The sequence below is a fragment of the Mesobacillus sp. MER 48 genome (genome assembly GCF_023714225.1).
Lineage (GTDB): Bacteria > Bacillota > Bacilli > Bacillales > Cytobacillaceae > Mesobacillus > Mesobacillus oceanisediminis_A.
Map to the genome: position 1 here is coordinate 80,591 of NZ_JAMAUR010000002.1, position 25,611 is coordinate 106,201.

Annotated in this window: 22 protein-coding genes; 18 read left to right on the forward strand and 4 right to left on the reverse strand. The window is 43.5% G+C overall.

Annotated elements, in window-relative coordinates; translation table 11 throughout:
* The first annotated feature begins 117 nt into the window (after window positions 1-117).
* The 3 genes from M3593_RS06665 to cls all read left to right on the forward strand — a co-directional run bounded on the left by M3593_RS06665 (window position 118) and on the right by cls (window position 4,538).
* Entirely contained in the window at window positions 118-1,617 is a 1,500-nt protein-coding gene (locus M3593_RS06665; RefSeq protein WP_144474522.1) for a nitrate/nitrite transporter, read from the forward strand.
* A 244-nt stretch (window positions 1,618-1,861) separates the two neighbouring features.
* Window positions 1,862-2,878, forward strand: a complete 1,017-nt coding sequence (moaA, locus tag M3593_RS06670; RefSeq protein ID WP_251544143.1) for a GTP 3',8-cyclase MoaA — start codon at window positions 1,862-1,864, stop codon at window positions 2,876-2,878.
* Window positions 2,879-3,026: 148 nt separating this feature from the next.
* Window positions 3,027-4,538, forward strand: a complete 1,512-nt coding sequence (gene cls, locus M3593_RS06675; protein WP_251544141.1) for a cardiolipin synthase — start codon at window positions 3,027-3,029, stop codon at window positions 4,536-4,538.
* A gap of 69 nt (window positions 4,539-4,607) precedes the next feature.
* Here the strand turns inward: cls and ric are convergent, their stop codons facing one another.
* Window positions 4,608-5,306, reverse strand: coding sequence for an iron-sulfur cluster repair di-iron protein (gene ric, locus M3593_RS06680; RefSeq protein ID WP_144474525.1), 699 nt, complete (start codon window positions 5,304-5,306; stop codon window positions 4,608-4,610).
* A gap of 221 nt (window positions 5,307-5,527) precedes the next feature.
* Here ric and M3593_RS06685 point away from each other — a divergent pair, with 221 nt between their 5' ends.
* From M3593_RS06685 to M3593_RS06700, 4 genes are all read left to right on the forward strand, one after another.
* Window positions 5,528-6,793, forward strand: coding sequence for a molybdopterin molybdotransferase MoeA (locus M3593_RS06685; RefSeq protein ID WP_251544139.1), 1,266 nt, complete (start codon window positions 5,528-5,530; stop codon window positions 6,791-6,793).
* Entirely contained in the window at window positions 6,787-7,305 is a 519-nt protein-coding gene (gene mobB, locus M3593_RS06690) for a molybdopterin-guanine dinucleotide biosynthesis protein B (protein WP_251544137.1), read from the forward strand. Before M3593_RS06685 ends, mobB begins: the two co-directional genes overlap by 7 nt.
* A gap of 144 nt (window positions 7,306-7,449) precedes the next feature.
* Window positions 7,450-7,872: a respiratory nitrate reductase subunit gamma gene (locus M3593_RS06695; protein ID WP_251544228.1), complete on the forward strand. Its 423-nt coding sequence runs from the start codon at window positions 7,450-7,452 to the stop codon at window positions 7,870-7,872.
* Window positions 7,873-8,059: 187 nt separating this feature from the next.
* A complete protein-coding gene (locus M3593_RS06700; RefSeq protein WP_144474529.1) occupies window positions 8,060-8,776 on the forward strand; it encodes a YwiC-like family protein in 717 nt (238 codons plus the stop codon).
* A 417-nt stretch (window positions 8,777-9,193) separates the two neighbouring features.
* Here the strand turns inward: M3593_RS06700 and M3593_RS06705 are convergent, their stop codons facing one another.
* The gene (locus tag M3593_RS06705; RefSeq protein WP_251544135.1) at window positions 9,194-9,886 is read right to left on the reverse strand and encodes a Crp/Fnr family transcriptional regulator; all 693 of its coding nucleotides are present in this window, start codon (window positions 9,884-9,886) and stop codon (window positions 9,194-9,196) included.
* Between the two features lie 222 nt (window positions 9,887-10,108).
* Here M3593_RS06705 and argC point away from each other — a divergent pair, with 222 nt between their 5' ends.
* The 7 genes from argC (at window position 10,109) to argF (ending at window position 19,530) form a co-directional block, all read left to right on the forward strand.
* A complete protein-coding gene (gene argC, locus M3593_RS06710) occupies window positions 10,109-11,143 on the forward strand; it encodes an N-acetyl-gamma-glutamyl-phosphate reductase (RefSeq protein WP_144474530.1) in 1,035 nt (344 codons plus the stop codon).
* Between the two features lie 11 nt (window positions 11,144-11,154).
* A complete protein-coding gene (argJ, locus tag M3593_RS06715; RefSeq protein WP_251544133.1) occupies window positions 11,155-12,390 on the forward strand; it encodes a bifunctional ornithine acetyltransferase/N-acetylglutamate synthase in 1,236 nt (411 codons plus the stop codon).
* 13 nt (window positions 12,391-12,403) lie between these two features.
* Window positions 12,404-13,177 carry an acetylglutamate kinase gene (argB, locus tag M3593_RS06720; protein ID WP_251544132.1) on the forward strand — a complete coding sequence of 258 codons (774 nt, stop codon included), beginning with the start codon at window positions 12,404-12,406 and terminating at the stop codon, window positions 13,175-13,177.
* Window positions 13,174-14,328, forward strand: coding sequence for an acetylornithine transaminase (locus M3593_RS06725; RefSeq protein ID WP_251544130.1), 1,155 nt, complete (start codon window positions 13,174-13,176; stop codon window positions 14,326-14,328). Before argB ends, M3593_RS06725 begins: the two co-directional genes overlap by 4 nt.
* 75 nt (window positions 14,329-14,403) lie before the next feature.
* Complete coding sequence (locus M3593_RS06730; RefSeq protein WP_144474534.1) at window positions 14,404-15,483, forward strand: carbamoyl phosphate synthase small subunit; 1,080 nt, start codon at window positions 14,404-14,406, stop codon at window positions 15,481-15,483.
* The gene (locus M3593_RS06735; protein ID WP_251544128.1) at window positions 15,476-18,577 is read left to right on the forward strand and encodes a carbamoyl-phosphate synthase (glutamine-hydrolyzing) large subunit; all 3,102 of its coding nucleotides are present in this window, start codon (window positions 15,476-15,478) and stop codon (window positions 18,575-18,577) included. Before M3593_RS06730 ends, M3593_RS06735 begins: the two co-directional genes overlap by 8 nt.
* Window positions 18,574-19,530 (forward strand): ornithine carbamoyltransferase, encoded by a 957-nt coding sequence (argF, locus tag M3593_RS06740; protein WP_251544126.1) that lies wholly within the window; start codon window positions 18,574-18,576, stop codon window positions 19,528-19,530. The genes M3593_RS06735 and argF overlap by 4 nt, the downstream gene beginning before the upstream one ends.
* Before the next feature lie 44 nt (window positions 19,531-19,574).
* Here argF and M3593_RS06745 read toward each other — a convergent pair whose 3' ends face one another.
* A complete protein-coding gene (locus tag M3593_RS06745; RefSeq protein ID WP_144474537.1) occupies window positions 19,575-20,387 on the reverse strand; it encodes an undecaprenyl-diphosphate phosphatase in 813 nt (270 codons plus the stop codon).
* A gap of 149 nt (window positions 20,388-20,536) precedes the next feature.
* On the opposite strand from M3593_RS06745, the gene M3593_RS06750 reads away from it, so the two are divergent.
* Together M3593_RS06750 and clpB are read left to right on the forward strand one after the other, a co-directional pair.
* Window positions 20,537-20,719, forward strand: a complete 183-nt coding sequence (locus tag M3593_RS06750; RefSeq protein WP_079508079.1) for a YjzC family protein — start codon at window positions 20,537-20,539, stop codon at window positions 20,717-20,719.
* Window positions 20,720-20,813: 94 nt separating this feature from the next.
* Complete coding sequence (gene clpB, locus M3593_RS06755) at window positions 20,814-23,414, forward strand: ATP-dependent chaperone ClpB (protein WP_251544124.1); 2,601 nt, start codon at window positions 20,814-20,816, stop codon at window positions 23,412-23,414.
* Window positions 23,415-23,460: 46 nt separating this feature from the next.
* Here clpB and M3593_RS06760 read toward each other — a convergent pair whose 3' ends face one another.
* Window positions 23,461-23,649 (reverse strand): YjzD family protein, encoded by a 189-nt coding sequence (locus tag M3593_RS06760; protein ID WP_144474539.1) that lies wholly within the window; start codon window positions 23,647-23,649, stop codon window positions 23,461-23,463.
* Window positions 23,650-23,940: 291 nt separating this feature from the next.
* On the opposite strand from M3593_RS06760, the gene M3593_RS06765 reads away from it, so the two are divergent.
* Together M3593_RS06765 and M3593_RS06770 are read left to right on the forward strand one after the other, a co-directional pair.
* The gene (locus tag M3593_RS06765) at window positions 23,941-24,684 is read left to right on the forward strand and encodes a lipase family protein (RefSeq protein ID WP_285848094.1); all 744 of its coding nucleotides are present in this window, start codon (window positions 23,941-23,943) and stop codon (window positions 24,682-24,684) included.
* A 67-nt stretch (window positions 24,685-24,751) separates the two neighbouring features.
* Window positions 24,752-25,579, forward strand: coding sequence for an NAD-dependent epimerase/dehydratase family protein (locus M3593_RS06770; RefSeq protein ID WP_251544122.1), 828 nt, complete (start codon window positions 24,752-24,754; stop codon window positions 25,577-25,579).
* Window positions 25,580-25,611 lie beyond the last annotated feature (32 nt).

The window sequence follows — 25,611 nt, forward strand, 5'->3', positions numbered from 1 at the left end:
TGACAGTTTATTGAACAAAGAAATAGGAGTGAAGTTCTTCACATCATAAGGCCATGTATTTTTCTACGATTTATTTATCAAGCAATAATCGCCTGAAAACTAGGAGGGGGAAGAATCATGCGAACACAAAAAAATCAGCTGCCGCTTCAAACGCTCAGTCTGGTTGCAGGTTTTATGGTGTGGGTTATTTTATCCGCATTAATGCCGTTCATTAAAGAGGATATAAAGCTTACAGCAAATCAAATCGCGATGGCGACTGCCATTCCTGTTGTCCTGGGTTCCGTTATGAGGATACCGATTGGATACTGGACAAACAAATATGGAGCACGAAAACTGTTCTTTGTCAGCTTCGCATTCCTGTTGTTTCCGGTGTATTTCATCAGTCTGGCAGATTCTTTTATTGACCTGCTGATCGGCGGCTTGCTGGTCGGTATAGGTGGTGCAATTTTTTCTGTCGGTGTGACATCCCTCCCGAAATACTATCCAAAAGAACGCCATGGATTTGTGAACGGAATTTATGGGGTAGGCAATCTCGGAACTGCGGTCACGACTTTTTCGGCACCGGTCATTGCATCGCAGATTGGCTGGCAGTCAACAGTCCAGCTTTACCTGGTGCTTTTACTGGCATTTGCATTGCTTAACTTTTTCCTTGGTGACAAAAATGAACCCAAAGTTCCTACACCACTGGGGGATCAAATTAAAAGTGTATACAAGAACCAGAAACTCTGGGCATTGAGTCTGTTTTACTTCTTAACATTTGGATCATTTGTAGCTTTTACGATCTACCTGCCGAATTTCCTTGTGTCACATTTTGAGCTCGATAAGGTAGATGCCGGAATCAGGACAGCAGGATTCATTGCCCTTGCTACATTCTTCAGGCCGATTGGCGGCTGGCTTGGTGATAAATTCAACTCATTCATCATCTTGATGATTGTCTTTGCAGGCATGACCATTTCAGGAATACTGCTGTCTTTCACACCTTCCCTGACCCTTTATACGATTGGCTGTCTTACGGTAGCAATCAGTGCGGGGATTGGCAATGGTACCGTCTTCAAACTAGTGCCGCTTTATTTTTCAAAACAGGCGGGGATCGTGAATGGTATAGTATCAGCGATGGGTGGATTGGGAGGCTTCTTCCCGCCGCTTATGCTGGCCTTCCTGTTCAACCTGACAGGGCATTATGCCATTGGTTTCATGGCTTTGTCGCAGGTTGCACTTGCGAGCCTGATCATCGTCATCTGGATGTACTATCAGGATAAATTGAGCCTTGCTAAAAATATCATCGACCATACTGCAGAGGGAATCATGATCACGGATGTGAAAGGCATGATTGAAAAGGTTAACCAATCTTTCACGAATGTAACGGGATATAAAGCTGAGGAAGTCATTGGGAGAAACCCAAGAGTCCTGAGGTCAGGAAAGCATGGGGAGGCTTTTTACAAGGAGATGTGGAAATCCATTGAGGAGAATGGATTCTGGCAGGGAGAAATCTGGAACAAAAAGAAGAACGGAAACATCTATCCTGAATGGCTTACAATAAGTCCTTTAAAAAATGAAGCCGGAGAAATCAAGAACTATGTCGGCATATTCAGTGAGCTACCTATAAAAAAGAAATAACCTTAAGAAGGCTGCATCAAATCCTTGATGCAGCCTTCTATTTTAGATAATATGACAACATAATGACATTTTCTGATAAAAACACTATCCTGCCAGTTTTTATGTTGTAATATAGACATAAGGGTAAAAGCTACTATTTTAAATAGAGGACTATTGATGTTACTGTGAGAATATTAACAGTGAACCATTACTATAGCTGTTACAATGTCAATAATCAAAACTTCTATAATTGGAGTTGACACAGATGGTAAAAAGCATAATTAAAGACCAATTAAATAGACCGCTCCGCGATTTGCGTATTTCTGTTATAGATCGCTGTAATTTCCGGTGTCAGTATTGCATGCCTGCCGAGATTTTTGGACCAGACTTTGCATTCTTGCCTAAAAGTGAGCTTTTGTCATATGAAGAAATCGAACGTGTGGCCAAATTGTTCATAGATCTGGGTGTTGAAAAAATCAGGCTCACAGGCGGCGAGCCATTGATGCGGAAAGACTTGCCGATCCTTGTCAAGAAGCTCAACCAGATTGAAGGGCTTAAGGATATCGCATTGACTACCAATGGCGTGATGCTCCCTAAATATGCCGAAGAGCTGTATGCAGCAGGGTTGAAGCGCGTGAATATCAGTCTGGATAGCTTAAAGGATGAGCTGTTCGGCGAAATCAATGGCCGCAATGTAGGGGTAGGGCCAGTACTCAAGGGAATCGAATCGGCAAAAAAGGCCGGGTTGGGCGTTAAAATCAACATGGTCGTCAAGAAAGGCCTGAATGATTCCGAAATTCTTCCGATGGCAGAATTCTGTAAAAAGGAAGGACTGGAGCTCCGATATATTGAATTCATGGATGTGGGCAGCACTAATGGCTGGAAGATGGACGACGTCATCACGAAAAAGCAAATCCATGACATGCTGAGTCAGCACTATGAATTGGAACCCGTAGATCCTGATTACTTTGGCGAGGTCGCTAAAAAATACCGATACAAAGGTACGGATATCAACGTCGGCTTTATTTCCTCAGTTTCTGAGTCCTTCTGCTCCAGCTGTACAAGATCACGTTTATCAGCGAATGGCCAGGTGTTCACCTGCCTTTTCAATGGCAATGGTCATGATATCCGTGACTTCATGCGTGCCGGTGCAACCGATGACGAGCTTCGTGAACGAATCACAAATATCTGGAATCACAGAACGGACCGTTATTCAGATGAACGTACAGCTGAAACCGTCGCGAACAGAAAGAAAATCGAAATGTCCTATATTGGCGGCTAAAGACTCCTTCGGGGGTCTTTTTCTGTTCCTCTGGAGTTTTTTATCCAAAGGAAAACAGAGGCTTCTGGATTTTGGGCATACTATGTTTCCAACCAAAAGGTTTATGGGTATACATGAATCTACGATAAAATTTGTTGGAGACTGCCGAATGCTAAAAAGAAGAATTGAATTTTTATTTGTATTTATTTTAATGGTGTGTTTTTATATTGTCTTTTTTACTGGGTACAGCCAGGCAATTAAGATTGCAGCGATCACCGTTTACTCCCTTATCCTGTTTGTCAGCATCTTTTCGTTGATGCTCGAGAACCGTTCCGCACAGCATACGCTGATGTGGATGTATGTAATGCTGTTATTTCCTGTCGCCGGGTATTTCTTTTACCTATTTTCAGGACAGCTGTATTTAAAAGGGTATCTGTATAAAAGCAAGCGTACCAGGGATCGTGACCAATGGGAAAAGCTGATGAGGAATGAAGAGTCGAGGGATCTTTCTTTCTTGATTGAAAATCAGTTTTGCTTCGCAAAATATGCAAAGAATTCAGCGTTGACTCCGATTACGACCGACTCAAGGGCAAAAATCCTTAAAAATGGGGAAGAGACTTTTTCTGAATTAAAAAAGAAATTGAAGGAAGCAGAAAAGTTCATCCATATGGAATACTATATTTTCAGGTCTGACCGGCTTGGCAGGGAAATAATTGACATCCTGATAGAAAAAGCCAGGCAGGGTGTTGAGGTTTTATTCATGTTCGATGCTGCCGGCAGCATGAAGATTGCCGCCACGGACCTTAAGGACATGCAGGAGGCAGGCGTTAAAGCTGCGCCGTTCTCTCCGCTCAAATACGGGTTCTTCAATCAGAAATTCAATTTTCGGAATCACAGGAAGATTGTCATCATTGACGGGGAAATCGGATTTGTCGGCGGATTGAATGTAGGCGTAGAATACCTCGGTGAAGATGAGAAAATCGGTTTTTGGCGCGATACCCATATGGTGCTGACAGGAGAGGCTGTCTATACCCTCCACAATGTCTTCCTGCTTGATTGGGAATATGTGAGCGGTGAAAGGGTACTTGGGAACTATATAGCCGAAAAAAAGCCGCATGAGAGCGATGAGCTGGATGGTGCGATTCAGGTAGTGCCAAGCGGGCCGGACACACAGCAAGGAATCATGAGTGATTTTTACTACACGATGATGTCCTGCGCAACTAAGTCGATTTGGATTGCCACTCCTTATTTTGTTCCTGATGAAGCGATAAGGACAGCATTGAGAGTGGCTGCAGCCAAAGGAATAGAAGTAAGGATCATGGTTCCGGAAATCAATGACAGCTATCTGACACAATATGCCAGCCGATCATACTTTTCTGAACTGCTGCGGAATGGGGCAGAGATTTACTCCTATAAAAAGGGGTTCCTGCACCAAAAGGTCATCATTGTCGATGGGAATATCGCTTCGATTGGGACGGCCAATATGGACATGAGGAGTTTCCATCTTAACTTTGAAGTGAACGTCTTCCTGCTTGGAACGAGTTCAATCAGAGATCTTGTAGCACATTATGAAGCGGACCTCGAAGATTCAGAGAAAATCAGTGCTGTCCAATATCATAAACGAGGACTCTGGGAAAGAACGAAGGAATCCTTCGCCAGACTGTTTTCAGGTGCATTATAGACCAACCAAAAAATGACCCCATCTTGAGAAAAAGGGGTCATTTTTTTACTGAGGCCTGCGATTTTCCTTTTATGCAATAAATCTCGGGAATAGAATATTATTCTCAAGATGTACATGCATGAATGTGTGTGACTCCAGGGCTTCAAGCCGCTTGTAAACTAAACGGTATGTTCCGCATGCATCGATTGGCGGATTGAAATCTTCAGTAATCTCGCGTAATTGTTTCAATATTGAGCCTGCATGATCATGTTCTTTCTCTAATTCTTCGATTTCGGCAATGATTCCAGCCCGCTTTTCAACATCAGCACTTTCAAGTTCCAGAAGCAGCGGGAACACTGTGGCTTCCTCTTTGGCTGTATGCTCTAAGAGCTCCTTTTTTAATTCATAAAAAAGTTCATTTACTTTTAACAGTTCATCGTGGCGTTCACCATGGACTTTCGCTACTTTGGTTACATATGGGCTTAGCATTTTCAGTTCTTCCTCAAGCTCACGGTGGTATTTATTCTTGATATGCTCGATCAATTCTTCAGAATCTGTATCGGTCCATACCTCCATGTTTTCGGCTGTGCCATTATGTTTTTTGTAAAGTTCTTCCAGCTGATTCATCAATTCAGGAACGTCAAGGTTCTGCTCCAACGCGGCTTCTGATAGCGGACGGTTGCCGCCACAGCAAAAGTCGAGTCTGTTTCTCTTGAATAAATCACTGGATTGAGGGAATATATTGACAATATCTTTAACTAGTGAATGTTGTTCAAAAGGCATTTTCATTAAAAAAACCTCCAATAAAAAATGTATACTGTTTACATACTCAGCATAAAGCAAATGTAATTACTACTTGGTGATGTGTATCACACTTCACAAAAAATCTACATATTTTTAAAAGTTTTTATGAGAGAATACTGTGAGGTTTGTTATGTATTCATTTTTACATTACTCTTATAATGAAAAGGGTAATCAATCAAGAGAAGCCTGCAATAGGAGCTGATTATATGTTAGAGCGAAGGAATCCTATCCCAATCGGAGAGGCAGTTAAGAGAGTAATGGAGCACAAAAAGAGTGGCTCTATCGAATATGTTTCAATCAATGAGAGTTATGGGCGCTATTTATCAGAGGATCTGAAAGCCACAAGTGATGTTCCGCATTTTGACAGAGCACCCTACGATGGCTATGCAATAAGGTCAGTCGATTCAGCGGAAGCTTCCCAAAACCAGTCAGTCGAATTTGAAGTGGTGGACCATATTGGGGCAGGAATGCTTACGGATAAGGAACTGGGACCTTTCCAGGCTGTAAGGATCATGACTGGGGCCCAAATGCCAGTTGGCGCCGATGCTGTGGTCATGCTTGAATTAGTAAAGGAAATCGAGCGTGATGGAAAGAAATATATGGAAACGAAACGCAAGCATAATAAAGGAGACAATGTTTCCTATCGCGGCGAGGATGCAAAGGAAGGGGAAGTGCTTGTCAAAAAAGGCACGTTCATCAATCCTGGTATCCAGGCGATGCTGGCGACTTTTGGCTATGCTCAGGTCCCTGTTGCGAAAAAACCGGTGATAGGCCTTTATGCAACCGGCACTGAACTGCTTGATGTCCATGAGCCGCTTGAACCGGGAAAAATCCGCAACAGCAATTCATATATGATTTCCGCTCAGATTCTCCGGGCGGGAGCTGAAGTTAAATATTTCGGTCAGCTGCCTGATGACTTTGACACCTGCTTTGATGCAGTAAGCAAAGCGATTGAGGAAGTGGATTTATTCATTACAACCGGGGGAGTTTCCGTAGGGGACTATGACTACCTGCCGGAAATTTATGCAAAGCTTGGAGCGGAAGTCCTGTTCAATAAAGTAGCGATGCGTCCGGGAAGCGTGTCGACGGTTGCCCAGCTGGATGGCAAGCTGCTGTTTGGCCTGTCTGGAAACCCATCTGCCTGCTATGTAGGATTTGAGCTATTCGCCCGGCCGATCATCAGAACAATGCTGTTTACCGATAAGCCGCATCTAAGGAAGGAAAAGGCGATTTTGGATGCCAATTTCCCTAAGGCAAATCCATTCACAAGATTTGTCAGGAGTGCCTTGACAATCGAAAACGGAAAGCTGGCAGTTACACCGAGCGGTCTTGATAAGTCGAATATTATCATGAGCTTAGCGGGTGCTAATTCACTTATGATTCTTCCGGGAGGAACAAGAGGTTTCGAAGAAGGAACTGAGGTCGAGGTCCTGATGCTAGAGGACCATGTTGGCAGTGACTGGCCTTGGTAAAACCGGTACTGTTCCAGGTGGCAGGATATCAGAACAGCGGGAAGACGACACTGAGCCTTAACCTGATTCAGCAGCTTTCTGCAGCTGGCCTGGAGGTTGCTACGATCAAACACCATGGCCACGGTGGAAAGCCGGATATCGCGGAGGAAAAGGATTCAGGCCGCCATATGGGCGCAGGAGCAGTTGTCTCCCTTGTCGAAGGTGGAGGCAGGCTCGTCCTTCACGCGGAGAATCGGCAATGGTCCCTGGCTGAAGAAATAGAGGTTTTATCCTGCTTCAAGACAGATGTCATCCTGATAGAAGGCTACAAACGCGAGGCTTATCCAAAAGCGGTCATTCTAAGGAACGAAGCAGATTTAGAATTATTGAAAGTTCTTGCAAATATCAAGGTGGTTTTTTATCGTGACCCGAATCTGGCCAATCTATTGAAAGATTGTGCCTGCCCTGTCTTTCAAATGGAAGATGACAGGGGAGTGAATTGGGTTCTTGATTATATTCTCGAGCAAGTTTAGGTGGAAAGTTCGTCTTTCCACCTATTTTTATGTCGAATTTAGCTGGATGGGCGACTTTTATCACTGTCACTTCACACTTGCACGGTTAGAATGTTAAATGGAGTCCGATGATTGTGTAATTTTTGTGAGGTGAAAGCAGTGGAAATGCTGCAGATGTTTTTATGGATTGTCTACCCTTATACGGTAGTTGCCATAGTTGGGATGGGCCTGGTCTGGCGATATGATTCATCAAGGGATGAGGAGGCACGCTCAACAGCAGGGAAGCTTCTGCTGATGGTGGTAAAAGTAATGATGGCTGCGAGTACAGCGACCGGGATTGCCATAGTGCTTTCGAGCAGCATGGCTGATGAACCGCTCCTATTGTTCCGATGGCTGATCAGTCTCGCACAGCTGCAGCCAGACATAAGCTTAATCCTGGAGATTTCCATTCTCTCAAAGATCCATTTTGTCGTTGTGTTCTTGTTCCTGTTAAGTCTGGCATTCACAAAGGAAATTTATTATCTTTTGAAGCCGCATCAATATTTGAAGAAAATCTATCTCAAGCTTCAGGTTGAGAAAAGAGGATGAACTCTTGACTGCACACAATTGGTTATCGAATACAACCAATTGTGTGCAGCTTATTTTATTTTAGTGGCTCTTTTTTGACAGTTCGGTGTCAGTTGCAAACAGGGGTGGCAAAATGTGATGAGTTTCACTTATGTAATCCTCCGGCTGTTTTATAGTTAAAGCAGGAACCAAAAGGGAGTGTTTATTCATGAAATTATTTATGCCAAAACAGCATGGAGCCTGGGCGATGTTGATCATCCCTTTCTGGCTTGGAGCAGCGGCAAGTGAAATCGTCTGGCAGCATATCCCGTTTTTTATTGGGTGGCTATTACTATATTTGGGAACATATCCGCTTCTGTTGATGTTCAAAAAAAAGAAAATCCCGTTTTATCGCAAATGGGCGCTAATCTATATCATCCCATCCTTAGTATTCTTAATGGTCCCGTTATTCACGACACCATCCATTGTGTTCTTTGGGTTTGCGATGATTCCATTTTTCGTCCTTAATGCCTATTTCTCGGCCAAAAATAAAGACAGGGCACTGATGAATGATCTAAGCGCGATCATTGTTTTTTCCATCGCTGGCCTTGCAAGCAGTTATCTGCCTGCTGCAGAAATCAATCAGCACGGTGTTCTCGTTTTTGCTTCAAGTATACTATTTTTCACAGGAAGTACTTTCTATGTGAAAACGATGATCCGGGAAAAGAAAAACAGTCAATTCAAGTGGATATCCTGGACTTATCATTTGCTGGTCCCGGTTTTGTGGCTGGCAGCCGGAGAAGTCATTGTCGCCGTTGCTGCAGTACCAAGCCTGATCAGAGCCGTCGCATTTTACGGCAAGCCACTTAGCGTCATGAAGGTTGGAATATATGAAATCATAAACGCAGCATTGTTTTTCATCATCATGCTTTTCGCAATTCAATAAAAAATAAAGAAAGCCGCCAGAAATCTGGCGGCTTTTCTTTAAGAGATAAGAGAATATATAAATTTCATTTCAAGCTATAAAATTGGAAAGTCGCTATATAAATCGAAAAGTCGCTATATAAAATTGAAAGTCGCTATATAAATTGAAAACTCGCTATATAAAATTGAAAGTCGCTATATAAAATTGAAAGTCGCTATATAAAATTGAAAGTCGCTATATAAATTGAAAACTCGCTATATAAAATTGAAAGTCGCTATAAAAATCGAAAAGTCGCTATAAAAATTGAAAACACTCACTATTTAAATTGAAAATTTCTCTATATAAATCGAAAACTCGCTAAATGTCCAGATCTATCGCCTAGCCTGTCAGGCCTTCCAGCGCTTGTCGGTCCTGATAGGATAGGCGCTTGCGCTTTTCTTATTCAATATTGCATATTTCAATCGGGCAATTCTCGCAGTCGATTTCCCGTTTCAGGCGATGAAGTGCATGTATGGTTATATATCCTTTGTCGATAGAGATGATATCCTGTTTCCTGAGCTCGCTCAATAACCGGTTTACAACTTCACGCGATGTGCCGCAGAAGTTTGCGAGTTCCTGATTTGTCAAGGATACATCAATTTTCATGCCGTCTTCGGTTTTTACACCGAAACTGTTCACCAAACGGATCAGGGTAGAGTACAATGCACCTTTCTTTCCGTGAAGGACCAAATCCCTGAACCTGGTTTGCGATTTGCGGTGCTGCAGGGAAAGCCATTTAACGAGTTCCAGTGCCAATCCGCTATCTTTTGCGATTTCGTCCTCGAGCCGGTCCTTTTGAATAACCGCAACACTCCCGCTTTCAGAAGCCCTGACGTTCAATATATGCTGCGATTCCGGACTGAACAATGTCAATTCTCCAACCAACTCACCGGCAGAGCACATTCTGATCGTAAGCTCGCGCCCATCTGGGATCATTTTGCTGACCTGGAATTTCCCGCTCTGGATAATGTATAACTCATTCGCAGTATTTCCCTCTTCAAAAAGGAAGCTTCCTTTATCGATATTTTTAATTCTATGAACTTTTTCAAACAGCTTATTCATATTTGGTGACAAGGTTGCAGCCGTCAACATGTGATTACCACCTTATTAAGGGAGTTTATACACCCGTCCGTATCTGATATTAATATAATTATATTGTAAAGCATACAAAATCATCAATCTAATTGTGAAATGTTCACATATTTTTAATAATTTAGTTGCCTTTTTATAGTTTAGTTTTTATAATAAAAAGAACTTTACTAATAATTATAAATAAATATGTTTATTTATGCATATCGTGAAAGGAGGAAAAACGTGAAGGCAGCTATTATCGGAACGACAGGTTATGGGGGCGGGGAGCTGATCCGTATACTCAACAATCATCCATCTTTCACTATTCATTCAGTACATACAACACGGGATGAAAAGCCTGTTTCTGCAGAGTATCCCCATTTGACAGGCATCTTTGATAAAGTCCTCACCAGCATTGATCCGGAAAAAATCGTTGATGAATCAGACATTGTCTTCCTGGCAACACCATCGAAAGTTTCCGGAGAACTTGTCGAAAACTTTTTTAATAAAAACATCAAAGTCATCGACCTGTCCGGAGACCTGAGATTAAAAGAATCCAATACTTATAGAAACTGGTATAAGCATAAACCAGTAGACAATTCGATTCTGGCCGAAGCAGTGTATGGCCTAAGCGAATGGAACAGAGAGGAAATTGTGCATGCAAGCATTCTTGCCAATCCAGGCTGCTATCCAACAGCAGCGCTTCTCGGCCTCGCGCCGGTCTTGAAGGAAAAAGTAATTGATCCAAATAGTATAATCATTGATGCAAAGTCTGGCGTATCGGGGGCAGGAAGGTCGCCTTCCCTGGGCACCTTGTATGCTGAGTTGAATGAAAATTTCAAAATTTATAAAGTGAACGAGCATCAGCATATTCCGGAAATTGAACAACAGGTAAGTTTTTGGAATGGTGATGGGGTGAAAATAACCTTCAGCACCCACCTCATTCCGGTAACGAGAGGGATCATGACGACCATGTATGTGAACCTTAAGGAAGATTGGGATACTTCGAGATTGCTGGATTTGTATGAGGAAACTTATTCTCGGCACCCTTTTGTAAGAGTCAGGAAGGAAGGAATCTTTCCGGCCGTGAAAGAAGTTAAAGGTTCTAATTACTGCGATATCGGATTGCATGCAGACAGCCGGACTGGAAGGCTGACGATTGTTTCGGTCATTGATAATTTAATGAAAGGCGCTGCAGGGCAGGCTGTCCAGAACGCCAATATAATGTTTGGATTAGATGAAACAGCGGGTCTTGAAATGATGCCCCTGTATCCATAAAGGAGGATTATATGTACCAGGCTTTGACAGACCAGAAGTTGATCAAAGAAATCCCGGAGGGCGGGATCTTGACTCCAAAGGGATTCAAGTGCGGCGGAGTTCATGCTGGATTGCGCTATAACAAGCTTGATTTAGGAATGATTGTTAGTGAGGCACCAGCAAGCTGTGCTGCGGTTTATACAACAAGTCATTTTCAGGCTGCTCCGCTGGTTGTTACACAGGAGAGCATTGCCAGCGATGGAGTTCTTCAGGCCGTCGTCGTCAACAGTGCATGCGCGAATGCTTGTACAGGCGAACAGGGATATAAGGATGCACTGAAGATGAGGGCGCTGACAGCGGCAAAATTAGGGATTCCTGAACATCATGTAGCTGTAGCCTCCACGGGAGTCATAGGTGAATTCTTGCAAATGGAAAAAATTGAAGCGGGAATCGCAAAGCTTGCAGTCGGGAATGATTCCGAAGATATTAAGGACTTCCAGACGGCGATTCTGACAACCGATCTTGTCCAGAAGCACTCTTGTCATTGTGCCTTGATCGATGGAAAAACCGTTTCGGTGGGAGGAGCAGCAAAAGGTTCAGGCATGATTCATCCGAATATGGCCACGATGCTCGGGTTTTTAACGACTGATGCGAATATATCAAGTGCAGACCTGACATACGCGCTAAAAGAAGTAACCAATACAACATTTAATCAGATCACTGTCGATGGCGATACCTCGACAAATGACATGGTACTTGTAATGGCAAACGGAGCTGCTGGAAATCAACTGCTGAATCGTGAGCATCCAGAATGGCCGGTTTTTATTGAACTGTTAAAAGAAAGCTGTGCCAGCCTTGCAAAACAAATTGCCAGGGATGGGGAAGGAGCGACAAAACTGATTGAAATATCCGTATCCGGTGCATTGTCTGATGAAGAGGCACGGATAATTTGCAAGCAAATAGCCGGATCAAACCTTGTCAAGACCGCGGTATACGGTGCAGATGCCAACTGGGGAAGGATTATTGGGGCGATCGGCCAGAGCCAGGCAACCGTAAATTCGAATACCGTGGACATTTCGCTTGGTGACATCATCATGCTGAAGGATAGTACACCGATTGCTTTCGACGAAGAAATCGCAAGAAAGTATTTGATGAATGACAAGGTGGAAATTTTCGTGGATCTCCATCTAGGTGAAGGCAAAGGAATGGCATGGGGCTGTGACCTTTCATATGATTATGTGAAAATTAACGCAAGCTATCGGACTTAAAGGGGCGGATTCTTTGGAAACTGTAGTCATTAAATGCGGCGGAAGTGTGCTGGGGGAACTTGATGACCCATTCTTTATGAGTCTTAGAGAATTGATGAAAGACGGATATTATCCTGTCATCGTCCATGGTGGCGGGCCAGCAATCAATTCAATGCTTGATTTATATAACATCACTGCGGACTTCAAGGAAGGGCTTAGGGTAACGTGCGAAAAAACGATGGAAATCGTTGAAATGGTCCTGTCAGGCCAGACGAACAGGCAGCTTTGCGGGATATTGATGAAACAAGGATTCAAGGTTCTTGGTATTAATGGGAGCGACGGATCCTGCTTGCAGGCAGACTATATCGATAAACAAGGGCTAGGGTATGTAGGGAAGGTCAAAAGCGTAAATACTGACCTTATTATGATGGCAGTTGAGTCGGGTTATATTCCGGTCATTACTCCTATCGGAATTTCGGAGGATGGCTGCAAGCTGAATATCAATGGAGATTACGCTGCTGCATCGATCGCGAAAGCTTTGAATGCCGAGCGCTGTGCTTTTGTGACCAATGTCGATGGCATCCTGATCAATGGTGAGCTAATCTCCGAAATAACTGATCTTGAGATAGAAAACTATATTTCTGACGGAAGCATTTATGGCGGAATGATACCCAAGGTAAATTCAGCATTATCTGCAACAGCCGCCGGTGTAGAGAAAGCGATGATCATTTCTGGCAAAAAGCCATTCTATAAAAATGACTGCTGGCATGGAACTGCGATTGCCGCAAAGGAAGGAGTGCTAAAATGAGTCATTTATTCCCCACTTACCAGAGATGGGAGATTGAGCCTGAGAAAGCAATCGGGTCGGTCATTCATGGGAAAGATGGACGTGAATATCTTGATTTTACTTCAGGTATAGGTGTATGCAATCTGGGCCATCGTCCTGAAGGTGTGGAACAGGCTGTCAAAGAACAGCTGGAATTATTCTGGCATGTATCAAATCTTTTTCCGCAAAGCATCCAGGAGGAAGCGGCCGGAAAACTTGCGAAAGCGTCTGGTTTGGATTGTGTGTTTTTTGCCAACAGTGGTGCAGAGGCGAATGAAGCAGCAATAAAACTGGCGAGAAAAGCAACCGGCAGGAAGAAGATCATTACGTTCCTGCAATCCTTCCATGGGCGTACGTTTGCTGGCATGGCGGCGACAGGGCAGGAAAAAATCAAGCATGGATTCGGGAGTATGCTCGAAACCTTTGTTCACTTGCCATTCAATGACCTGGAAGCTCTAAAAAATGAAATTGATTCCGATACAGCAGCCGTCATGATTGAAATTGTTCAGGGTGAAGGCGGAATACATGTCGTTAATGAAGAGTTTATTAAAGAGGCAGGCAAACTCTGCACAGAAAACGGGGTGCTGCTTATTGTCGATGAAATCCAAACGGGAATCGGGCGTACAGGAAAGCCCTTCGCCTTTCAGCACTTTGGGATCTCACCCGATATCATAACGGTTGCAAAAGGGCTTGGTAATGGATTGCCAATTGGTGCAGCCGTCGGTAAAGCGATACTTGCAGAACATTTTGGCCCGGGAAGCCATGGATCAACATTCGGAGGGAATCCAATCAGTATCGCTGCTGCTTCCGCTGTAATGGATATTATCTTCGAGCATGAATTCCTTAAAGAAGTATCTGCCAAAGGGGAGACTTTGTTTCAGTTGCTTGACCAGGAACTTGGCGATTTGGAAGTGGTAAATGAAATCAGGGGCATTGGCTTGATGGCCGGTATAGAATTGACTGTTGCAGCCCAGCCTTATCTCTCCCAGCTGAGGAAGGCGGGATTGATCACTTTGCCGGCAGGAGAAAAGGTGATAAGGCTTCTTCCGCCGCTGATTGTAACTGTTGAAGTGCTGCAAAAGGCAGTATCTGTATTAAGAGAAATATTAATAAAGCAAACCGTAACAGCTTAAGAGCTGTATATTTTTTAAAAATAAATGAATAAAAATTTATTAATATAAATAAATATTCAACTGGAGAGGTGACAAATGAAAGGATATTTGCATCTGGCTGACGGAAAGACATATCAGGGATCCCTGCTTGGTTCGCTTCCTGAAGAGGGAATCGCCGGTGAAATTGTGTTTTTCACAGGAATGACAGGATATCAGGAGGTACTGACCGATCCTTCCTATAAGAATCAAATCATTGTGTTCACTTATCCGCTGATTGGCAATTACGGTATAAATAATGAGGATTTTGAAAGCAAGAAGCCGCATGTTGCAGCGGTAATTGTCTGTGAAGCTGCCAAAGAGGCCTACCATTATGAAGCACAGCATTCTTTTACCGAGTATCTTGAAAAATGGAATATTCCGGTCCTTGAACATATTGATACCCGTGAGCTTGTAAAAAGCATCCGGCAAAATGGCACGATGCCGGCAGTTCTGGCAGCTGGCCGTGAAAGTACTGTATGCTGCGACACCATCGACAGCCTGAAGGTAAAAGAGGTTTCAGTCCAGTCACCGGTGACGATTGGAAGGGGCAATACCCACATCGTATTGGTCGATTACGGATTCAAAAAATCGATTGCCGACTATCTCGTTAAACAAAGCTGCCTTGTTACAATCGTTCCCTATGATTATAGTGCGGAACAAATTTCGGCACTGAAGCCTGATGGGGTGCTTTTATCAAATGGACCAGGAGATCCAAAAGAGTTGATTGATCAGCTGCCGGAAATCAGGAAAGTGGCTGAATATTATCCGGTATTGGGAATCTGTCTCGGCCATCAGCTGGCGGCCCTTGCTTTCGGAGGGGATACGAGAAAAATGCTGTTTGGACACCGGGGAGCAAACCAGCCTGTATTCGATGTGACGGGAAACCGTGTATTCATGTCATCACAAAATCATAGCTATGCGGTTGATCAAGATAGTATCGAGCATACAGGTTTGAAAATACGGTTCCTTAATAAAAATGACCAGTCCATCGAGGGGCTTTACCATGAAAAACTGCCGCTGATTACCGTTCAATTTCATCCAGAAGCAAGTCCGGGACCTGAAGATAGCATCTTCATATTCGAAGAATTCATCAATACAGTCAAATACAGAAAGCGGAGAGAAGTCAGCTATGCCTAAGGATACAAGTATTAAATCAATATTGGTCATTGGATCTGGCCCCATTATCATCGGCCAGGCAGCAGAATTTGATTATGCAGGAACACAGGCCTGCATCGCTCTGAAAGAGGAAGGCTACCGTGTCATACTTGTCAACAATAACCCTGCCACCGTCATGACGGATCATGTGTTTGCCGACGCAGTCTATTTTGAGCCGATGACAGTGGAAAGTGTAGAAAATATCATCAAAAAAGAAAGGCCAGATGGCATTCTCGGCACACTGGGCGGCCAGGCAGGACTAAATCTGGTTTTTAAGCTGAGTGAACAAGGAATCCTCGAAAAATACCGTGTGAAAGTACTTGGTACTTCAGTGTCGAGCATCAAGCAGGGGGAGGACAGGGAAGCATTCCGAAGCCTGATGCATAAGCTGAATGAGCCTGTGCCGGAAAGCGAAATCGTACAAATGGTGGAAGAAGCGGCTGCTTTTGCAGAAAGAATCGGTTTTCCGCTGATTGTCCGTCCAGCCTATACACTTGGCGGCACAGGAGGCGGAATTGCCGATGATATGGATGAATTACTGGCGCTTGTTTCCGGGGGATTGAATGAGAGCCCAATCAACCAATGCCTGGTGGAAAGAAGCATTGCCGGCTTCAAAGAAATTGAATATGAAATGATGCGTGATTCAGCTGGAACTTGTATCGCCATTTGTAATATGGAAAATATCGATCCAGTGGGAATCCATACAGGTGACTCGATCGTCGTTGCACCTTCCCAAACGCTGACTGACCGTGAGTATCAAATGCTCAGGACTTCGGCGGTTAAAATTATTTCGGCTTTAGGAATTGTCGGAGGCTGCAATATCCAGTTTGCCCTCGATCCTGAAAGCAAGAAATACTACTTGATTGAAGTGAATCCGCGTGTAAGCCGGTCTTCAGCGCTCGCATCCAAAGCGACAGGTTACCCGATTGCCCGTATGGCAGCAAAGCTGGCCGTTGGATATAACCTGGCAGAGATCAAGAACCCGGTAACGGGAAATACATTCGCCAGCTATGAGCCGGCGCTCGATTATGTAGTAGTGAAAATCCCGAAATGGCCGTTCGAACAATTCCCTCACATTGACCGGACACTGGGGACGCAAATGAAGGCAACCGGGGAAGCGATGGCGATTGACAGAAACTTTGAGCGTGCATTCATCAAAGCCGTCAGGTCCCTTAACATCAAAACCTTGGACTTGAAGCTGCCTGCTATTGCGGATCTTTCCGTTGAAGAGTTATACACCCTTGCAGACAATCAGACAGACCAGCGGATATTTGCTTTGCTGGAACTGCTGCGCAAAGGCGAGAGGATGATGGCTCTCCATGAAAGAACCAAAATAGATCTGTTCTTCCTATCTAAATTCAAATCATTGATTGAAATGGAGAAGGAAATTGAAGGATACAATATCGAAATCATTACACCATCTGAACTAAGAATTTTAAAAGAAAAAGGTTTTAGCGATGCCTATCTGGCAACAGTTTGGAAGGTTGCGGAGAAAGCTGTCAGGGAACTGCGAAGAGAGCAAGGTATAGTGCCTGCATATAAGATGGTCGATACATGTGCTGCTGAATTTGAATCAGCATCCAATTATTTTTATTCGAGCTATTTTGGAGAAAATGAGGCGATGGCTAAAAGCGGAAAGCGGAAGGTCCTCGTCATCGGAAGCGGCCCAATCAGCATCGGTCAGGGAATTGAGTTTGATTATTGCTCAGTTCACGGCGTCTTTGCCCTTAAGGAAGAAGAAATCGAAACGATCATGATCAATAACAATCCCGAAACAGTCAGCACAGATTTTGCGATTTCCGACAGGCTGTATTTTGAGCCATTGGCATTGGAAGATATCTTGAATGTGATTGAGCTTGAAGGAATTGATGAAGTCATTGTTCAGCTCGGCGGACAGACGGCTTTAAATCTTGCCAAAGGGCTTGAAGAAGAAGGAGTACAGCTCCTGGGAACATCCTCCGGGACAATTGATGTATTTGAAGACAGAGATGAATTTTACAAACTGCTTGATAAATTGGAGATTCCGCGTGTAAAAGGAGAGACAGCTGCTGACGAAGAAGAATTGCGGAATGCAGCCGAGCGTCTCGGATACCCAGTACTGATCAGGCCATCTTATGTCATTGGCGGGTTGAATATGGTCATAATTCATAACCAACAGGAGTTGAATAATGTATTGGAAGAAGGAAATATACATTACCCGATTCTTGTTGATCAGTATCTTGAAGCAAGTGAGGCAGAGCTTGACCTTGCGGCGGATGGTGAGCATATCCTGATTCCGGCGATCATCGAGCATATCGAGAAGACAGGAGTCCATTCAGGGGACAGTTTTTGTATGATCCCTGCCCAGAGCTTCCCGCCAAAAATGAAACGGAAAATGGCTGATTATGCCAAGAGGATTGTGAGCAGTTTGAAATATAAGGGGTTAATGAATGTTCAGTTCATTGTGAAAGGTGAGGACGTGTATTTACTGGAAGTCAATCCACGTTCAAGCAGGACCATGCCGATCGTTAGCAAGGTAGCCGGAGTGGATTTAGTGAAAAAAGCGACAAAAATATTGCTTGGGAAATACTTTTTGTCGAAAGACGAAATCAAACTCGATTCTGATGCACCTTTCATCTGTGTCAAACACCCTGTATTTTCGAACTTTGCACTAAAAGGGCTTGACAGCAAAACAGGTCCTCAAATGATATCGACAGGAGAAGGAATCAGTGTAGGAGCCTCTTTTCAAGAAGCCATAAATAAAAGTTTTCATTCCTTAAATGGAAAGAGTGTCAACGGTACCATTGCCATTGCTGATAAGAAGGTTTTATCGGAAGTGGAAAACAAATTCCCTTCTTTACAGCTTGTGGATATTGACCATGTAACTGAAGATAACTTAATCGCTGCCTTGTATTGCCCCGGGACTTTAAAAGAGGATATCGCTCTAAGGGAGTGGGCAGTAAAGAACAGAAAAATCGTCTTGACCCAAAAGGAAACATTATATGCTTTTTTAGAAAGCCAATCCATGCAATCCTGGAATGTAAAATCCCTAGGAGAATGGCTGACAGAAAAAAATGAGGAAGTGATTGTAAGATGACAGCACTGCAACAGCTTGATACCAATCTAAAAGGCAAAGATTTATTAACTCTTGCCCATATAGAAAAACATGAGATTCTGGCATTGCTGGAAAAGGCAATGATCCTCAAAGAAAAAACGCTCAAAAAACAATTTGACCAGCCTTTAAAAGGGAAAATCCTTGGAATGATTTTTGATAAATCCTCGACTCGGACCCGGGTTTCATTCGAAGTAGGCATGATTCAGCTTGGAGGCAGCGCTCTATATTTAAATGGCAATGATCTTCAGCTGGGGAGAGGCGAATCGCTAAGCGATACAGCCCAGGTTCTTTCACAATACCTGGATGGCATCATGATCAGGACGTTTTCACATAAATCGGTGGAGGAGCTGGCACAGCATGCCGATATACCGGTCATTAACGGATTGACCGATTTATATCACCCATGCCAGGCGCTGGCCGATCTGATGACGATATACGAAAAGAAGGGTAAGCTGGAAGGACTCAAGCTGGCATATTTCGGGGATGGCAACAATGTCGCACATTCCCTGATGATCGCCTGCACAAAAGTGGGTCTCGACATATCGCTTGCATGTCCAAATGGATATTACCCTGATTCGCAAATTATATCCCTTTGTGAGAGCTTTGCAGCAAAGAGTGGTGCAAAACTCGTCATTACTGAATCGCCATCAGAAGCTGTTGCTGAAGCAGATGTCATCTATACAGATGTCTGGACGAGCATGGGACAGGAAGGCGAAAACGAAAAAAGAATGAAGGACTTTCAAGATTTTCAGGTTAATGCTGAATTGCTGACGGCAGCAAATGATGATTACCTTTTCATGCACTGCCTTCCCGCACATCGAGGAGAAGAAGTAGCCGCAGATATCATTGATGGTCAGCACTCAGTCATTTTTGAGCAGGCAGGAAATCGACTTCACGCCCAAAAAGCTTTGCTGGTGGAGATTTTGAAGGACTAGATACAAATAAAACCGGCTAAATGTTAGCCGGTTTTTTACCTTAATTAAGAGAAAAGGATCACTGCTGTGCCAGCAATGAAGCAATAAATCGCAAAATACTTCAGATTTCCCTGGGCCATGATATTCATGAACCATTTTAATGAAAAGTAAGAGGCGATTAGTGAAGCAATAAATGCAAATACATACGGTAATGCCAGATCCTTAAGAAATGGGTCTTGTAAAATGTCCGAAAATCCAAGGATCATGCCGCCGACACTGACAGGAATATATAACAGGAAGGAATATCTTAAGGCTGTTTCCTGTTTCATGCCAAGCGCCATTGCGGCAACAATCGTAGCACCCGAACGGCTGATTCCTGGTATGAGGGCTACAGCCTGGGCAAGACCAACAATAATCGCATCCCTAAAACTTAAATCACCGTCACTTTTGCGCCCCCGCAAATTCCGAATCATCCAAAGTGCAAAGCCAGTCACCAATAATGTAATGCCGACAGTTTTTATTGAAGCTAAATTTCCCTCGATAAAGTCGCCAAAAAGGATGCCGATGACTCCTGCAGGAATCGTTCCGACAATCAGGTAGATAATGAACATAAAGTCAGACTTCGCTTCAGGATCTTTATCCTTAAGATATGCAAGTCCATTGACAATTAATCGCCAGATATCTTCCCGATAAATGAATAATACCGCAAATAATGAAGCTGTGTTCACCAAAAGGGCAAAGCTCATGCCCCTGATTTCAAGCCCGAAAAAATGCTCGGCAATTTCAAGGTGGCCGCTTGAAGACACGGGTATTGGCTCTGTAATTCCCTGGAATAAACCTAAAAGTATGTATTTGATCAAATCAAAGAAATTCTCCATAATGATTTCTAATCCTCCATGTTTTTTTAACCCATACAAACTAATGTACAGCATATCCCTTTTTTTTAAAAGGATAAAATAAGCATTAATACTTTGGTTGAGAAAGTAAATAATATTACAGCCGGAATACTTATGAAGGAGGAAGGCAGATGGGTCAGAGTCATCAGTTCCGTGCCGGACAAAAGGCACCTAATAATGGTATTTACATTGAAATCGGCGAAACAGGCAGCAATGTCAACAACCCGCAAAAAATCAAGCTAAAAGCTGGGGATCGCTTTCCTGAAAACTCCAACCATAATCGCCACTGGACATACATGCCAAAATTTAAATAAAAGCAGTAAAGCCATCCAGTGCGGATGGCTTTACTTTATGGAAAATTTTATTATAATGAAATAAAGGTCAAAAAAGGTCAAAGGAGTGATTGGGTTGGATTTAAATAGAATGACGGAAAGCTTACAGCAGGCATTTGTATCAGCCCAGACCCTGGCTGTTCAACATAATCACCAGGAAGTGGACGATACCCATCTGTTGCTCTCCATACTTGGACAAGACGGTAACCTGGCCGCTACCCTATTGACGGGCTTAGGAATGAATCTGGAAAATTATAAAGAAGTCTTAAATAATTCCCTTGCAAAAAAACCACAAGTTTCAGGAAGCGGCGTCGAACAGGGGAAATTATATATTACCTCGACACTGCAAAAGGTTTTGGCACAAGGCGAAAAGGAAATGAAACAGTTTGAGGACGAATATCTGTCGGTAGAACATGTTATCCTGGCAGCACTCGAAACTGCAGGTTCCGAGGCTGGATCTGCCTTGAGGAATTCAGGCATAACGAGGGCAAAACTGCTGGCAAGAATCAAAGAGGTTAGGGGGAATCAGAGAGTGACTTCACAAAACCCAGAGGCGACTTACGAAGTTTTAAAAAAATATGGACGTGACCTAGTTGAGGAAGTCCGCTCAGGTAAGGTTGACCCGGTAATCGGCCGGGATGGTGAAATACGCAATGTAATCCGGATCTTATCCAGAAAAACGAAAAACAATCCAGTCCTGATCGGGGAACCTGGGGTCGGCAAGACAGCTATAGTGGAAGGTTTAGCACAAAGGATCGTGCGTAAAGATGTTCCAGAGGGCTTGAAGGATAAGACGGTATTCGCACTTGATATGAGTGCGCTGATTGCTGGTGCGAAGTTCCGCGGCGAATTCGAAGAGAGATTGAAAGCCGTTTTGAATGAAGTGAAAAAAAGTGAAGGGAAAATCCTGCTGTTCATCGATGAACTCCATACCATCGTAGGGGCTGGGAAGACAGAAGGTGCAATGGATGCAGGCAATATGCTGAAGCCTATGCTTGCCCGCGGGGAACTACACTGCATCGGCGCGACAACTCTCGATGAGCATCGTAAATACATTGAAAAAGACCCCGCATTAGAACGCAGATTCCAGCAGGTACTGGTACAAGAACCGGACGTCGAGGATACAGTTTCAATTTTACGGGGATTGAAAGAAAGGTTCGAAATCCACCATGGAGTGAATATCCATGACCGTGCCCTCGTTGCCGCTGCCACCTTATCCGATCGGTATATCACGGACAGATTCCTGCCTGATAAGGCGATTGACCTTGTTGATGAGGCGTGTGCACTGATCCGTACTGAAATTGATTCAATGCCCTCCGAACTTGATGAGGTAACCAGAAGGGTCATGCAGCTGGAAATCGAAGAGGCTGCATTGACAAAGGAAAAAGATGATGCCAGCCGGGAACGCCTTGAAATTCTTCGTAAGGAACTCGCGAATTTGCGGGAAAAAGCGAATGGAATGAAGGCAAGATGGCAGCAGGAAAAAGAGGGAATCCAAAAGGTTCAGGAAAAACGTGAAATGTTGGAAAAACTGCGCCGTGAACTGGAAAAAGCAGAAAATGATTATGATTTGAACAAGGCGGCTGAATTAAGGCATGGCCGTATTCCTTCTCTCGAAAAAGAACTGAAAAAGCTTGAATTAGAAGTTAGCAAAAATGAAGATGACAGGCTTCTTCGTGAGGAAGTAACCGAAGAAGAAATTGCCGGTATCGTTTCACGCTGGACGGGCATCCCTGTCATGAAACTGGTTGAGGGGGAACGGGAGAAGCTTCTCAAGCTTGAAAGCATCCTGCATGAACGAGTTGTAGGTCAGGATGAAGCGGTATCTCTCGTTGCCGATGCAGTCCTGCGGGCAAGAGCAGGAATCAAGGATCCAAACAGGCCGATTGGTTCATTTATTTTCCTTGGCCCTACAGGGGTTGGTAAAACGGAGTTGGCGAAGACGCTGGCACAATCCTTGTTCGACAGTGAAGAGCATATCATCCGAATCGATATGTCCGAGTATATGGAAAAACATGCTGTTTCAAGGTTGATCGGAGCTCCACCAGGATATGTCGGGTATGAAGAGGGAGGGCAGTTGACAGAGGCTGTCAGAAGGAATCCATATTCTGTCATCCTTCTCGATGAAGTGGAGAAGGCGCATCCAGAAGTATTCAATATCCTCCTGCAAATGCTGGATGATGGCAGGGTAACCGATTCGCAGGGAAGAACAGTCGACTTTAAGAACACGGTAATCATCATGACATCCAATATCGGTTCACACCATCTGCTTGAGCGGCAGGACGGTGCCGAAGAAATCTCTTCTAAAACAAGGGATCTGGTCATGTCCCAGCTGCGCAGCCATTTTCGTCCTGAATTCCTGAATCGTGTCGATGAAATCATTTTGTTCAAGCCGCTTGCATTGAAAGAAATCAAAATGATCGTCGGAAAGTTGGTTTCAACTCTGCAGGGAAGACTGGCAGATCAGCAAATCCAGCTTGATATTACGGAAGAAGCCAAAGAGTTTTTAGCAGAACATGGTTTCGATCCTGTCTATGGTGCCAGACCGTTGAAGCGATTCATTCAGAGAAGCGTGGAAACCAAACTTGCAAAAGAAATTATCGCTGGCAGGATAAAAGAGAAAAGCAAGGTGGAAATTGGAATTGAAAATGGGGATATTGAGTTGCGAGTTGAATAACAAAGAAAAAAGTCATCCAGCTGGATGACTTTTTTATGTACTTTAATTAATGACCGTGCTTCTCTTCGGAACCGCCAGGAAGGACTGCAGGAATCACGAGGATGATTATGGTTGCCAAAACAGCCAGGATCGTGCTTTGAGCCAGGTCCAATCCAACGCCAATCATTGCGCCGGCTACATAATTCAGCATTAGAACAAGAAGGAATGTCCAGAATAAAGTCCAGAAATATTTCACGATTTTCACCTCTTACATTATTAAATCTTTTATCATCTTACCACAAGCCATCTAAATTATAAATAATATTTAAATAAAATGAAAAGCGTTTTCATGTAATCAATCGATTTTCCAGTCTGTAGGAATTATTATAGAGATGTAGATGAAATTCCAGGCCATTTGATATGTTTGGCAAATGAAAAAGCCATTTATGAAGATTCTAAGGTTTAATGAGAAAAATGGGCAAACTCCCGTTCATTTCCTGATAAATAACATACAGTAATATGAATGATCTATAGGGAAGGGGTTGGTATGGTGGAGAGCCGGAACTTTAAACTGGATACCGAATGGAACGTGATACATTATCCTGAAAGACCAAATGGTTTCGGTATCCTGGCAATTGGAGACGAAAGACATTTTGTAAATGGAAAAAGCAGTTTTTGGACACAGAATGAAGGTAAACGTTCAATGCTGAACATTTGGAAAAGTGAAGGATATACTGTTTTTTATTCGAATCTATACGGCAGGCATTGGGGAAGTGAGAAGGCTGTCGATCTGGCAAAGAGATTGTGCACTCATATTGTCCGCAATGAAATATTGAACCCATCCTTCCATATCGTTGCTGAAGGGATGGGGGCACTCGTCGCATTGAAACTATTAGCCGACAGCGATAATAAAATCAGATCACTGGTTCTGATCAATCCAATCCTCTCATTAACTGCCCATATGGAACAGGAAAAAGAGAACAAGTTTTTTTATAAAAAGCTTATAGCAGAACTGGAAACGGCCTACGAAACCGGTATCGAGAATCTTCATCAGCGACTTCATGATGAGGAGGCAGGTTCCGAAGGCTTCAATAAAGAAACACCGGTAAAAATCATTCATGTTTTGTCCGGGAACAGAGCATATAAACAATCGAATGTCATTAAGCATTTATCCGTTGAATGGGAAAAAGACAGTTTGCCGATTACCATAAGTTACGTGCTGCCCGAAAAAAAACTGCAGATAGGATTCCAAATCGTCCAATTTCTGTCCAAACATGAGCAAGTCCTATAACTCCTTGCAAATATTTTCAATATTAGATTCATAGGATACAAGAGAGTATTTGCAAGGAGGAATTTTCATGGAAAGGGCAACTATTGTTGGGGTATACGATTTTATAGGCTATAGTCTTTGTCGGCATTTGCTCGATATGGGCATTGAAGTGGCGGGAATCCATCCTATCGGTGAAAAAGAGAACGATTATACAGAAGAGAAGCGTTTGGAAATTGGCAGGAATGCAAACTTTTCAGAAATTAGTTTATTAGAGTGGCAGACGGATGAAGCTGTTGATTACTTATTTGTTACTATGTTTGAAGTATTCCTCCAACAGGATCGCACAGCAGATTATCTGGAGACAATTTTACCTAAACTTGAGTCACGGCAATATAATAACCAGCGGACAGTTTTGCTCCTTCCTGCATATTTTGCGCATGAAAATGTGAAGCTGAATAAGACTGATTTTGGATTGGACCTGTTTACCAACAGTGTAAAGTCTTCTGTCCTGATAATCTATCTGCCGACTATTTTTGGGCCATGGCAGCCTGAGAAGTGTTTTTTCCAGAAAGCGATGAATCATGCCTCAAATCAAAGAGGAGAAATCCTCGAAATCGATCCTTGGGAGTGGACCGAGGATTGTTTGTATATTGATGATGCTGTTAACTTGATTAGGAAAATGGCTGAATCCGGCGAACAAGGGCGGTTTATACTGTCAAGCGGACAACCAGACAGATGGGAAGAGTGTGCCAGGGAACTGCTTGGACAGGACCCAGCAGTTCCTGATAGCCGGTTTGCAAAATCAAAGGTAAAAGGGGCCGTTAAGGTCAAAAAAGTGAAAAAAAACGAAGAAGTCAGCAAAGGGTTGAGGAAACAAAGGGAGCAATATTACCGGATACACGACAGCAGAGTCTGAAGGGATTTTCCATAAATCACTTTTCAAACGAT

Coding starts and splice junctions, on each gene's coding strand:
- M3593_RS06665 (WP_144474522.1), top strand. CDS start 118: ATGCGAACACAAAAAAATCAGCTGCCGCTTCAAACGCTCAGTCTGGTT.
- moaA (WP_251544143.1), top strand. CDS start 1,862: ATGGTAAAAAGCATAATTAAAGACCAATTAAATAGACCGCTCCGCGAT.
- cls (WP_251544141.1), top strand. CDS start 3,027: ATGCTAAAAAGAAGAATTGAATTTTTATTTGTATTTATTTTAATGGTG.
- ric (WP_144474525.1), bottom strand. CDS start 5,306: ATGAAAATGCCTTTTGAACAACATTCACTAGTTAAAGATATTGTCAAT.
- M3593_RS06685 (WP_251544139.1), top strand. CDS start 5,528: ATGTTAGAGCGAAGGAATCCTATCCCAATCGGAGAGGCAGTTAAGAGA.
- M3593_RS06695 (WP_251544228.1), top strand. CDS start 7,450: ATGCTGCAGATGTTTTTATGGATTGTCTACCCTTATACGGTAGTTGCC.
- M3593_RS06700 (WP_144474529.1), top strand. CDS start 8,060: ATGAAATTATTTATGCCAAAACAGCATGGAGCCTGGGCGATGTTGATC.
- M3593_RS06705 (WP_251544135.1), bottom strand. CDS start 9,886: ATGTTGACGGCTGCAACCTTGTCACCAAATATGAATAAGCTGTTTGAA.
- argJ (WP_251544133.1), top strand. CDS start 11,155: ATGTACCAGGCTTTGACAGACCAGAAGTTGATCAAAGAAATCCCGGAG.
- M3593_RS06725 (WP_251544130.1), top strand. CDS start 13,174: ATGAGTCATTTATTCCCCACTTACCAGAGATGGGAGATTGAGCCTGAG.
- M3593_RS06730 (WP_144474534.1), top strand. CDS start 14,404: ATGAAAGGATATTTGCATCTGGCTGACGGAAAGACATATCAGGGATCC.
- M3593_RS06735 (WP_251544128.1), top strand. CDS start 15,476: ATGCCTAAGGATACAAGTATTAAATCAATATTGGTCATTGGATCTGGC.
- argF (WP_251544126.1), top strand. CDS start 18,574: ATGACAGCACTGCAACAGCTTGATACCAATCTAAAAGGCAAAGATTTA.
- M3593_RS06745 (WP_144474537.1), bottom strand. CDS start 20,387: ATGGAGAATTTCTTTGATTTGATCAAATACATACTTTTAGGTTTATTC.
- M3593_RS06750 (WP_079508079.1), top strand. CDS start 20,537: ATGGGTCAGAGTCATCAGTTCCGTGCCGGACAAAAGGCACCTAATAAT.
- M3593_RS06765 (WP_285848094.1), top strand. CDS start 23,941: ATGGTGGAGAGCCGGAACTTTAAACTGGATACCGAATGGAACGTGATA.
- M3593_RS06770 (WP_251544122.1), top strand. CDS start 24,752: ATGGAAAGGGCAACTATTGTTGGGGTATACGATTTTATAGGCTATAGT.